Source organism: Erwinia sp. MYb416 (assembly GCF_037479575.1).
Classification (GTDB): Bacteria; Pseudomonadota; Gammaproteobacteria; order Enterobacterales; family Enterobacteriaceae; genus Erwinia; species Erwinia rhapontici.
This window is the reverse complement of the sequence record NZ_JBBGYT010000438.1, coordinates 1,581,966-1,594,133: the sequence shown is the minus strand read 5'-3', so window position 1 is coordinate 1,594,133 and position 12,168 is coordinate 1,581,966. Positions and strand designations below refer to the sequence as shown.

5 protein-coding genes and 3 pseudogenes are annotated in these 12,168 nt (G+C 57.5%); 3 read left to right on the top strand and 5 right to left on the bottom strand.

All coding sequences use genetic code 11. The annotated features are described in order from the left end of the window. The first annotated feature begins 38 nt into the window (after positions 1-38). From bglF to WH277_RS17010, 3 genes are all read left to right on the top strand, one after another. A complete protein-coding gene (bglF, locus tag WH277_RS17020) occupies positions 39-1,925 on the top strand; it encodes a PTS beta-glucoside transporter subunit IIABC (RefSeq protein WP_159337179.1) in 1,887 nt (628 codons plus the stop codon). 20 nt (positions 1,926-1,945) lie between these two features. After that, complete coding sequence (locus WH277_RS17015) at positions 1,946-3,340, top strand: glycoside hydrolase family 1 protein (protein ID WP_133845105.1); 1,395 nt, start codon at positions 1,946-1,948, stop codon at positions 3,338-3,340. Between the two features lie 98 nt (positions 3,341-3,438). After that, positions 3,439-4,422, top strand: coding sequence for a nucleoside hydrolase (locus tag WH277_RS17010; protein WP_339505993.1), 984 nt, complete (start codon positions 3,439-3,441; stop codon positions 4,420-4,422). 44 nt (positions 4,423-4,466) lie between these two features. Here WH277_RS17010 and dcp read toward each other — a convergent pair. The 5 genes and pseudogenes from dcp to WH277_RS16985 all read right to left on the bottom strand — a co-directional run. Further along, a pseudogene (gene dcp, locus WH277_RS17005) lies at positions 4,467-6,606 on the bottom strand (peptidyl-dipeptidase Dcp). Between the two features lie 64 nt (positions 6,607-6,670). Then, positions 6,671-7,444, bottom strand: coding sequence for a xanthine dehydrogenase accessory protein XdhC (xdhC, locus tag WH277_RS17000; protein WP_339505992.1), 774 nt, complete (start codon positions 7,442-7,444; stop codon positions 6,671-6,673). Then, positions 7,437-9,700, bottom strand: a pseudogene (xdhB, locus tag WH277_RS16995) (xanthine dehydrogenase molybdopterin binding subunit). The gene xdhC and the pseudogene xdhB overlap by 8 nt, the downstream one beginning before the upstream one ends. Next, on the bottom strand, positions 9,690-11,132 hold the full coding sequence (xdhA, locus tag WH277_RS16990; protein ID WP_171148563.1) for a xanthine dehydrogenase small subunit: 1,443 nt from the start codon (positions 11,130-11,132) through the stop codon (positions 9,690-9,692). The pseudogene xdhB and the gene xdhA overlap by 11 nt, the downstream one beginning before the upstream one ends. Further along, a pseudogene (locus tag WH277_RS16985) lies at positions 11,129-12,035 on the bottom strand (amidohydrolase family protein); the annotation flags it as partial. The gene xdhA and the pseudogene WH277_RS16985, both read right to left, overlap by 4 nt. Positions 12,036-12,168 lie beyond the last annotated feature (133 nt).

The following is a 12,168-nucleotide window of genomic DNA, read 5'->3' as shown; positions in this document are numbered from 1 at the left end:
AATATGAAGGTTACAGATGTCGAAACCAGGAGCATAAGATGAAGTACCAGGTTTTATCAGAAGAGATCCTGCAAGGTGTAGGCGGCAAAGAGAACATCAATTCGGTGATGCATTGCGCTACGCGTCTGCGTTTCAAACTTAAAGACAGCCGTAAAGCCGACACCGCAACGCTGAAGGCCAACGCTGGCGTGATTATGGTGGTGGAAAGCGGGGGTCAGTATCAGGTGGTGATTGGTAACCACGTCAGCGAGGTCTATCAGGACCTGCTCACCACAGCGGGATTGGCAGACGACAGCAGCAATAACGCGGACGAGGATAAAGGTTCGTTGTTTGCCCGCTTTATTGACATTGTTTCCGGTATTTTCACCCCGTTTGTCGGCATCATGGCCGCCTCCGGTATTCTTAAGGGATTGCTCTCTCTGGCGCTGGCCTGCGGCCTGACCACGGAAACCACCGGCACCTACATTACGCTCTCTGCGGCCGGTGATGCCGTCTTCTACTTCCTGCCGATTTTGCTGGGCTTCAGTGCGGGCAAAAAATTTGGCGGTAACGCCTTTACGACAATGATTATCGGTGCGGCGTTGGTCCACCCGATGATGATGGCGGCCTTTACGGCTTCACAGGCGGGTAGCCCGCCGCTGCACTTCTTCGGCATTCCGATGATCCTGATTAACTACAGCTCATCCGTGATCCCGATTATCTTCGCGGCCTGGTTCTCCTGCCTGATTGAGCGCGCGGTGCACAACCGCCTGCCGGGCGCGGTTCGTAACTTCACCACCCCGCTGATCTGTCTGGCCATTGTGGTTCCGGTCACCTTTATGCTGATTGGCCCGGTCGCCACCTGGGTCAGTGAACTGCTGGCAGCGGGCTACCTTCATGCCTACAGCTTCAGCCCGACCTTTGCAGGTGCCTTTATGGGCGCATTCTGGCAGGTCTGCGTGATCTTCGGTCTGCACTGGGGCCTTGTCCCTATCATGCTGAACAACCTCGCGGTACATGGCGCGGACACCCTGCTCCCGCTGCTGATGCCTGCCGTTCTCGGCCAGGCCGGGGCAACGCTGGGCGTGCTGCTGCGTACCCGTGACGTAAAACTCAAAGGGATTGCTGCGTCGGCCTTCAGTGCCAGCCTGTTTGGTATCACTGAGCCTGCGGTCTACGGCGTCACGCTGCCGAACCGCCGTCCGTTTATCTTCGGTTGTATTGGCGGTGCACTGGGTGCTGCGGTGCTCGGTTTCTATCACACCACCAGCTACTCCTTTGGTTTACCGTCAGTGTTTACCTTCAGCCAGGTGGTACCAAAAACTGGCTTTGATGCCAGCGTGGTTGCCGCGATTGCCGGGGCGTTGATTGCCTTTATTTTTGCCGCCATAACCACTTCGCTGTTCGGTCTGCCTGCGGTGAAAGCAGCAGCAAAAGAAGAAGCGGCACCCGCTGCCCCGATGGCGGTCGTCAATCCTGACCTGCTGCATAAAGAGACGCTGGTCAGCCCAATGAGCGGTGCTGTCGTTGCGCTGGACCAGGTGCCGGATGAGACCTTTGCCAGCGGTCTGCTGGGGAAAGGCATCGGTATTCAGCCCAGTGTTGGCCGGGTGGTCTCGCCGGTTAACGGCACCGTTGCCTCGCTGTTCCGCACCCGCCACGCTATTGGTCTGGAAGCAGAAGACGGTTCAGAAGTGCTGATCCACGTGGGCATTGATACCGTAAAACTTGATGGACTGCATTTTACTGCTCATGTCAGCCAGGACGACAAAGTACGTGTCGGTGACCTGCTGCTGGAATTCGATATCCCGGCGATTCGTGCGGCGGGATATGACCTCACCACTCCGGTGCTAATCAGTAACAGCGATGACTATATCGACGTGCTGGCTGCCAGCCAGCAACGCGAGGTGGCCGCAGGTGAGCCACTGCTGACGCTGATTAAATAATCTTTCATAAGGAGATCAACATGACACAACGTTTCCCACAACATTTCCTCTGGGGCGGTGCCGTTGCCGCAAACCAGGTAGAAGGCGCATGGCAGACCGAGGGTAAAGGCATTTCCACCTCGGATTTACAGCCACACGGCATTTTTGGTGAGCGCGTGGAACGTCAGGAAGGTGATTTTGGTATCAAGGATGTGGCCATTGATTTCTATCACCGCTACCCGGAAGACATTAAGCTGTTTGCCGAAATGGGCTTTACGGTTCTGCGTACCTCAATTGCCTGGACGCGCATCTTCCCGGAAGGGGATGAAACACAGCCGAACGAAGCAGGCCTGGCGTTCTACGATCGTCTGTTCGACGAGATGGCGAAATACAATATCGCCCCGCTGGTCACCCTTTCCCATTATGAAATGCCTTACGGTTTAATTAAAAAGTATGGCGGCTGGGGCAACCGTAAAACCATCGACTGCTTCGTGAACTATGCCGAAACGGTGTTCGCTCGCTATAAAGATAAGGTCAAGCACTGGCTGACTTTCAACGAAATTAATATGTCATTGCATGCGCCTTTCACTGGCGTAGGCCTGCCGGAAGAGAGTGATAAGCAGGCCGTGTATCAGGCCATCCACCATCAACTGGTCGGCAGTGCTCGTGCGGTGAAAGCCTGCCACCAGATCATCCCGGATGCCAAAATCGGCAATATGCTGCTGGGTGCCATGCTGTACCCCCTCAGCCCGCTGCCTGCTGACCTGCTTGAAACCCAGAAGCAGAACCGCGACTGGCTGTTCTTTGGTGATGTGCAGACGCGTGGATACTACCCGGCCTACATGACGCGCTACTTTAAAGAGAATGGCATCACACTTGAGATCACCGAACAGGACAAGCAGGATCTGCGCGAACCTATCGATTTTATCTCGTTCAGCTATTACATGACCGGGTGCGTGACCACCAACGAAGAGCAAAACAACAAAGCCCGCGCCAATATTCTCAATATGGTGCCTAACCCGCATCTGGCAAGCTCTGAGTGGGGCTGGCAGATCGACCCTGAAGGGCTGCGTTATCTGATGAACGAGCTGTACGATCGTTATCAGAAGCCGCTGTTTATTGTGGAAAACGGTCTGGGTGCACGCGATACCGTGGAAGCCGACGGATCCATTAATGATGACTATCGTATCGCCTACCTGAACGACCACCTTGTGCAGGTGCGTGAAGCGATTGACGATGGCGTTGAAGTGCTCGGTTACACCTGCTGGGGCCCGATTGACCTGGTGAGTGCGTCAAAAGCGGAGTTCTCCAAACGTTACGGCTTCATCTACGTTGATCGTGACGATCAGGGCAACGGCACCCTCGCCCGCAGCCGTAAGAAGAGTTTTTTCTGGTATCAGAACGTGATTAAAACGCACGGCGAATCACTGAAGTAATCCCCCCCGGGCAGCCTGGCTGCCCTTTACTCCACGCCCTGTGACGATGCGCGCTATCGCGCAGGGCGTTGTTTTATGTGACATCCTCTGGAGAGATCATGTTCAAACCGTTATTGATGGTGCTGGCATTGTCGTTTTCTGCCCCGCTGCTGGCCACCACGCCCGGGCATCCACTGCCTTTCAAACCCGATGTGGCGAAACAGGTACGGGTGATTATCAGCAGCGACGCCAAAAATGAAGCGGATGATGACTTTGCCGTGGCACACGCCCTGCTGACACCGACCTTTGATGTGCGCGGGCTGATTGCTGCCCACTACCAACGCACGGCAACAATGATGAAGAAGTTTGACCCGACCGAACCGAAAAGCTATCAGGAGTTGCAGCATCTGACCTCGCTGATGCACGCCTCCACCCCGGTCTGGCACGGTGCACAGCATGAAATCAATCAACAGACCCAGCCGCTAAGTGAAGGTGCTGAGGGCATTATTCGGGAAGCGTTGAGCAACGACACACGCCCGCTGTTTGTGCTGGTGCTCGGCCCGGCCACCGATGTGGCGCTGGCCTTGCAGGCGCGGCCTGAGATTGCCAGTCGCTTAACCGTGGTATGGATTGGCGGCAATCCGTATCCAAAAGGCGGCTGGGAATACAACCTGTATAACGACCCGCAGGCCGGACGCATTATGTTCGCATCAAAAGCCCCGCTGTGGCAGGTACCGCACAACGTTTATATGTCGATGCGTGTGTCACTGGCCGAGCTGGCCGTGAAAGTCAAACCGCAGGGGAAAACCGGGGAGTATCTCTGGCAGCAGATGCTGGAATTTAACGACTGGGCATCGGCTAATCTGAAAGGCATTCCCTGGCCAAAAAGTGAGGTCTGGGTGCTGGGCGACAACCCGGCGATTGCCCTGCTGCTGGACGATCACGAGTATCACTATACGATGGTGAAAGCACCGAAGCTGAATGATGATCTGACATACAGTATCGATGAAAGCCATCGCGAAATTCGTGTCTATAACGCAATTGATGCGCGCTTTGTGCTGGAAGATTTTTACGCCAAATTACAGCTGGCCTACGGTCAGTAAGCGTCAGGGGCAGGCCTTTACCGGCCTGCCCGTTTTAGATAACGTTATTTCAACCCACGGTGATGCAGCATCGGTTCAATGGCCGGTTCCTGTCCCCGCCAGTCATGATAGAGCTGCTTGAGGTCTTCACTGTTACCGCGCGACAGCACATTATCGCGAAAACGCTGACCATTTTCCCGCGTCAGCCCGCCGTGCTCTTCAAACCAGGCAAATCCATCATCGGCCAGCATTTCGGTCCACAGATAGGCGTAATAGCCGGCGGCATAACCATTGCCCCAGATATGCTGGAAATAACTGGAACGGTAGCGCGGCGGTACGGCAGCCAGATGGATATGTTCTTTCTCCAGCGCCGCCTGTTCAAAGCGATCGGCCTGTTGCAAGGGCTGCCCGTTACTCAGGCTGTGCCAGTGCAGGTCCAGCAGCGCGGCAGCCAGCAGTTCACTCATGTCATAACCTTTATTAAAGGTGCTGGCGCGCAGCATCTTTTCACGCAATGCCGCAGGCATCGGCTCCCCGCTCTGGTAATGACGGGCAAAGTGGTTAAACACCTGAGTGTTGCTGGCCCAGTGCTCGTTAAACTGCGACGGGAACTCGACAAAATCTCGTGGCGTTTCGGTACCGGAGAGGCTCGGGTAGCGCTGTTCAGCAAACATGCCGTGCAGCGCATGGCCGAACTCGTGGAACATGGTGATCACATCATCCCATGACAACAGCGCAGGCTGCCCGGCTACGGGCTTGCTGTAGTTAGCCACGTTGTAAATCACCGGTTTTGTCCCTAACAGCGTCGACTGCTCAACAAAATTGCCCATCCAGGCGCCACCGCCCTTGTTGTCGCGTTTGAACCAGTCGGCGTAGAACAGCGCCAGCGAACTGCCGTCTTTATCCAGCACTTCATAGACTTTCACATCCGGGTGATAAACCGGGATATCCGGGCGCGGTTTAAAGGTGATGCCGTACAGCTGGGTGGCCGCATAAAATACGCCATTTTCCAGCACGTTGTTCAGTTCAAAATACGGTTTAATCTGCGTTTCATCGAGGTCGTATTTCGCACGACGGACCTGCCCGGCATAGAACTGCCAGTCCCAGGGGGCCAGAGTAAAGCCGCTTTTCTGCTGGTCAATGACTGCCTGAATATCGTCCGCTTCACGCTGCGCCCGCGCAGTGGCGGCCGGCACAATTTGACGCATAAAGTCAAAAGCCGCCTGCGGGGTTTTCGCCATCTGATCCTGTAATTTCCAGGCAGCGTAGCTGTCAAAACCCTTTTGCCTGCTGTGCGCGCACCTGCGCCAGACGCACGATCACCTCGCGGGTATCATTGGCATCGCCTTTTTCGGCGCGCGTCCAGCTGGCGGTGAAAAGCGTCTCACGGGTAGCGCGATCCGTCAGGGTTTGCAGATCGGGCTGCTGCGTGGTGTTGTGCAGAGCCAGCAGCCACTGATGGTTTAATCCGCGCGCCCCTGCTGCTTCCGCCGCCGCCGCCTTTTCTGCATCACTCAGTCCTGCCAGTGCCTGCGCATCGTCAAATACCACGCCTCCCGCTTTGGTGGCGGCCAGCAGACGGTTGGTAAAGCGCGTACTGAGTGTGGCTGACTCCTGATTCAGAGCTTTCAGCGCCGTTTTGTCGCTCTCCGTCAGGCGTGCGCCCGCCAGCACATAGGCCTGCCAGATGACCTCGACCAGGCGCAGTGACTCCGGGTCCAGCGCCAGTTGCTGCCGCTGCTGGTAAACCGCATCCAGCCGGGCAAACAGCTTACCGTTCAGCTTGATATCATCATCCAGTGCGGCCAGCGTCGGTGACATCTCCTCATCCAGTGCCTGAAGTTCATCGCTGGTGTTTCCCGAGGTCATGGCGCTGAACACATTGTTGACGCGTCGCAGGCGTTGCCCACTCTGTTCCAGTGCCTGGAAGGTATTTTCAAACGTCGGCGTGGCGGGATTATCTGCAATGCGTGCAATCTCATCGCGCTTTTCCGTTACCGCCGCTATCAGCGCCGGACGGTAGTCATCGATAGTGATACGGTCAAAAGGCGGTGCCTGGAAAGGCAGTGAACTGGCCTGACTGAAGGGGTTGTTGTGCTGCGACGACATGTGACGACTCTCCTTTTGCGGCTCTGCCGCCAGTGCGCTCTGTGCGCTGGCGGTCAGTGCCAGACTAATGGCCCAGACTAACGGTGCGATCCTCATTTCCCTGCTCCCATTCCCTTTGGCTGAACCTCCAGCATAATCGCCCGCGCGCCGTGGCGCAAAATCATTCCCGTCGTTGATAGCAGGCAATAATCTCCGCCGCCACGGCCACCGCGATTTCCGCAGGGAGTTTACCTTTCACATCCGGCAAGCCAATCGGGCAGCGCAGACGATTGAGCTGGTCACGGCTGAAGCCTTTGCCCTCCAGCCGATAGTCAAAGCGCTGGCGTTTGGTGTCTGAGCCGATCATGCCGAAATAAGCGACATCATCACGGCGGAGGATCGCTTCACAGAGTTCAAGATCGCGTGGATGATGATGGGTCATCACCACGTAGTAGCTGCCCGCAGGCATACGTTTTACCTGCTCTGTCGGGTCTTCAAGGCAGCAAACGGTGACGCCGGGTGCCACCTGGGTAAACTGTTCCGCCCGTTCATCCACCCAGTGAACGTGACAGGGTAACGTTGCCAGTAACGTCACCAGTGCCTGACCAACATGCCCGGCACCGAAGACCGCTATCTGCGGCTGCGCCTGGATCAGCGGTTCGAACAGCACGCTGCTGATGCCGCCACAGCACTGCCCAAGACGCGCCCCGAGGTTAAACTGCTCGTAGCGCGCCTGCGTCTGCCCGGCAAGCAGCATCTCGCGTGCAATGGCAACCGACTGAAACTCAAGATGGCCGCCGCCGATGGTCAGCCAGGTTTTATCGGCGGTCACCACCATTTTACTGCCGCGATCGCGTGGGACAGACCCTTTATCATCCAGTACCGTCAGCAGCACACAGGGCTCTGCACGATCGCGCAGGTTTGCCAGAACAGTAATCCAGTCATCGCTACGCATCTTCACCTCCTGAACGCTGTTTCTCCGCGCCCCAGAACACGCGCTCTGGCGTGGCGGGTGCATCCAGCAGCGGATGCTGGCGGTAGCCGCCCACGCTGGACACCGCATCCTGCAAGGCGCACCAGACGGCGATCCCCAGCATAAACGGCGGTTCTCCCACCGCTTTAGAATGGAACACGGTGTCCTGCGGATTTTTGCGATTTTCGACCAGCGTCACCCGCAGATCGTGCGGCACGTCGCCAATCGCAGGAATTTTGTAGCTGGCCGGGCCATCGGTCAGCAGACGACCTTTGTCGTTCCACACCAGCTCTTCGCTGGTCAGCCAGCCCATACCCTGTACGAAACCGCCCTCTACCTGACCGATATCAATGGCCGGGTTCAGCGAAGCCCCCACGTCATGCAGAATATCGGCACGCAGCAGGCGGTATTCCCCGGTCAGGCTGTCGATCAGCACTTCGGCACAGGCCGCGCCATAGGCAAAGTAATAAAACGGCTGCCCCCGCCCGGCCAGGCGGTTGTAGTGGATGCCCGGCACACGGTAGTAGCCGGTGGCAGAAAGCGGAACCTGATTCAGCCATGCCAGTTGGGCGACATCGGCAAAGGTAAAGTATTTATCGCCGACGTGAACAATGCCGTTGCTGAACGTTACCTGTTCCGTGCGACAGTCATGCAGCTTACACAGCATGCTGACCAGTCTTTCACGCAGGATTTCAGCCGCATTCTGCGCCGCCTTACCGTTAAGGTCTGTGCCGCTGGAGGCCGCCGTGGGCGAGGTGTTAGGCACTTTCCCGGTATCGGTAGCGGTGATCTGAATGCTGTTAATATCGATTTGCAGCACCTCAGCGACAATCTGCGCCACTTTGGTATTCAGCCCCTGGCCCATTTCGGTGCCGCCATGATTCAACTGTACCGTACCATCGGTGTAAATCAGGATCAGTGCTCCCGCCTGGTTGAGAAAGCTGGAAGTAAAGGAGATGCCAAACTTCACGGGTGTCAGGGCCAGGCCGCGTTTCATCACCGGGCTGGCAGCATTAAAGGCGGTGATCTGCGCACGGCGTGCGGCATAGTCCGCGCTCTGTTCCAGCTGTGCGGTGATCTCATCCAGCAGATTATCCTCGACCGTCTGATAATAGTGGGTGACGTTGCGCGTCTGTTTGCCGTAGTAGTTACGTTTGCGCACCTCCAGCGGGTCAAGGCCCAGCTCACGGGCGATATGATCCATGATCTGCTCAATCGCCACCATGCCCTGTGGGCCGCCAAAACCGCGATAGGCGGTATTGGACGCGGTGTTGGTGCGGCAGCGGTAGCCGGTGATCAGCGCATCACCGAGATAATAGGCGTTGTCGGCGTGGAACATGGCGCGATCGACGATCGAACCGGACAGATCCAGCGAGTAGCCACAGTTCCCCGCCAGGTCGATCTTCACCCCTCTGAAACGCCCGTCAGCCTCCACACCCACGTCATAGCGCACGAAAAACGGATGCCGTTTTCCGGTCGTCAGCATATCGTCACGCCGCGACAGACGCATTTTAGCAGGCCTCCCGCTCAGACGTGCCGCCAGCGCACAGAGGCAGGCGACGCCTGCTGCCTGCGTTTCTTTACCGCCGAAACCGCCTCCCATGCGGCGCATATCGATGGTCACTTTATTCATCGTCAGCCCCATCACCGATGCCACCAGCTTCTGCACTTCGGTGGGGTTCTGGGTAGAGGAGTAAACCTGCAACGCGCGATCTTCGCCCGGCACCACCAGCGCCACCTGGGTTTCCAGATAGAAATGCTCCTGACCGCCAATATGAAACTCGCCCTTCAGGCGATGGGGTGCCTTCTCCAGCGCTGCATCAGCATCCCCGCGCTGGTGGATATGCGGCTGCTGGACAAAACTGCCCTGCTCCAGCGCCTGCTTCACGTCCAGCAACGGGGTCAGCGGCTGATATTCAATCACCGCCAGCGCGGCCGCCTGACGCGCCGCCTGCTCACTTTCTGCGGCCACCACCAACACCATCTGCCCGACGTATTCCACGATCGCTTTCGCCATCAACGGATCGCCCGGCTCCAGCGGGCCAATATCCAGCTCACCGGGGGAGAGAGATGCAACATGCCCGGCAGTTCCAGACGGTCGTCAATGTAGAGGGCTTCTCCGGCGACATGCATCGCTGCGCTGTCATGTCGCGTGCTTTTACCCACGCCCCCCGCATTGTGTTGTTGAAACTGGCGGGCCAGCGCGTCCGGGCTTAACGCCGGGGGTTTATAAGACATAGTCTGATACCTCCGTCACGGTCAGTTCGCCACTCAGCGTGGCGTGATAACGCCGCAGCAGGTTTTTCGCCAGTTGCAGGCGATACGCAGCGCTGGCGCGGAAATCGCTCAGCGGCTGAAAATCCTGTTCCAGTGCACGACAGGCGCTTTCTACCGCGGTCGTCGTCAGCATTTGTCCCAGTAATTGTTGCTCACAGTGATGGGCACGGCGTGGTGTTTCGGCCATCCCGCCAAACGCGATGCGCACGCTGCTGATGCGGCCCGCGTCATCCGTCGCCAGCGTGAAGGCGGCAAACACAGCGGAAATATCATCCTCCCGCCGTTTAGACACTTTCCAGGCGCGGAAATGCTGCGCGATCATGGCCCGTGGTATCACCACAGCGCGGATAAATTCGCCCTCGCGCAGCGCCGTTTTACGGTAACTGAGGAAGAAGTCGTCTAACGGCAGACGACGCTGGCTGCCGCCCTGTTGCAAAATCAGCGATGCATCCAGCGCCAGCAACATAGGCGGCATATCGCCAATCGGAGAGGCGTTGCCAATATTCCCCCCCAGCGTGCCGAGGTTGCGGATCTGCTGCGAGGCAAAACGCGCCAGAATCTGCGTCAGCGCGGGGATACCCTCCTCCAGCCATTGCCAGCAGTCGCTCAGGGACGTCCCGGCGCCCAGCACCATCTCATCGTCACTGAGCGTGCAGTGCTTCAGCTCATCGATCTGATCAAGGGCGACCAACAGCGGTAACGCTTCGCCGCGCTGGGTCACCTGCAGCGCCAGGTCAGTTCCCCCGGCCAGCAGTTTCGCCTGCGGATGGGCTAGCAGCGCATCGGACAGCTGCTTCACTGTTTTCGGCAGCAGGCAGCGGTTGCCCCGGTGGTTAATTTCCTGCATCTCCGGGGTTTGCAGCGTCAGCAACTGCGCCACAGTCGCCGCTTCCTGCCGATCAAAGCTGTCCTGCTGTGCCAGCGCGCAGGCCTGGCGGGCGGCATCGACAATCGGACGGTAGCCGGTGCAGCGGCAAAGATTGCCGGCCAGCGCCTGTTCGATCTGCTGGTGATGACCGCCGCCATTTTTTTGCAGGGTGAAAATCGACATCACAAAGCCCGGCGTGCAGAAACCACACTGTGAAGCATGGCAGTCCACCATCGCCTGCTGTACGCCATGCAGGCCCTCCGGCTGGCGGAGATCTTCCACGCTGATCAGCTGTTTTCCCTGTAAATGGCTGACAAACGTCAGACAGCTGTTCACCGTCTGATAGCGCATTTTCCCTTGATCCACATGGCCCAGCGTGACGGTGCAGGCACCGCAATCCCCGGAGGCACACCCCTCTTTGGTGCCGCAACGCCGGTGGTTCTGGCGCAGGTAGTTCAGGATCGTGGTATTGGGGTCAAGGTCCTGCTCACTGACCAGGCGCTGGTTAAGTAAAAACTGGATCATGCGGCCTGCTCCTTCTCTTCACGCTGCCAGACGCAGCGACCATTGACCCAGGTGGCGGCGATATTGCGATCGTCACCCAGCGTCATCAGTACAAACAGTTTCTCCCAGATATCACGGCTGTTGGCGTGGCGCATCTGTTGCAGCGGGGAGACTGCCGGATCGAGGATCACAAAATCGGCCTCTTTACCCGGCATAAAGTTGCCAATGCGGTCATCGAGATCCAGCGCTTTCGCCCCGCCCAGCGTGGCATGGTAGAAGGCTTCACAGGCTGAAAGTGTATAGCGCTGGAGCTGCCCCACTTTGTAAGCTTCTCCCATTGTTTGCAGCATGTTAAAGGTCGTGCCCGCGCCGACATCCGTACCAATGCCCATCTTCACCCCTTTGTGCCAGCAGGTTTTCAGGTCAAACAGGCCGCTGCCCAGGAACAGATTGGAGGTCGGGCAGAATGCGACGGCGGAATCGGTGTGGTGGAGGCAGTCCCATTCGTGTCGGTCCAGATGCAGGCAGTGCGCAAACAGACTGCGCTTCCCGGTCAACTGATACTGGTGATACACATCCAGGTAGCCGTTATGCTGCGGGAAAAGTGTTTTTACCCAGGCGCATCCACCGACTGCGGATGGACGGTGCCAAACACCAGAGCAGTGGTGGTACCGTTACTCAGCAGCTGTTGCAGGAAAAATGCCGACATGCGTGCCGCATGCTGCGGACAGTGATACTGGCTTTCAACCGGGAACGTGTACTGATTTAGCCACTCCAGCAGCTGTTCACCAAATGCGCCGATCATTTCGGTTTGCGGGTAGTGGATATGTCCGACGTCAGCAGGTGCTGCCCCTCTTCCCAGTCTGACAACCCGACGATAACGCCCTGATTGAGCAACAGCAGCCCGTCGGCAATATAGCGAGCGGCTTATCCGGTTTTACCTCATCATCCTGATGGCGTTGCACCGCGCTAACGCAGAATCTCCCGCCGTTGCGCGCTGACGGTGCAATATGCCTTGTGACAATTTTTATAGAAACACAGAGATATACGTCCACAT

Coding starts and splice junctions, on each gene's coding strand:
- xdhC (WP_339505992.1), bottom strand. CDS start 7,444: ATGCGTAGCGATGACTGGATTACTGTTCTGGCAAACCTGCGCGATCGT.
- WH277_RS17015 (WP_133845105.1), top strand. CDS start 1,946: ATGACACAACGTTTCCCACAACATTTCCTCTGGGGCGGTGCCGTTGCC.
- WH277_RS17010 (WP_339505993.1), top strand. CDS start 3,439: ATGTTCAAACCGTTATTGATGGTGCTGGCATTGTCGTTTTCTGCCCCG.
- bglF (WP_159337179.1), top strand. CDS start 39: ATGAAGTACCAGGTTTTATCAGAAGAGATCCTGCAAGGTGTAGGCGGC.
- xdhA (WP_171148563.1), bottom strand. CDS start 11,132: ATGATCCAGTTTTTACTTAACCAGCGCCTGGTCAGTGAGCAGGACCTT.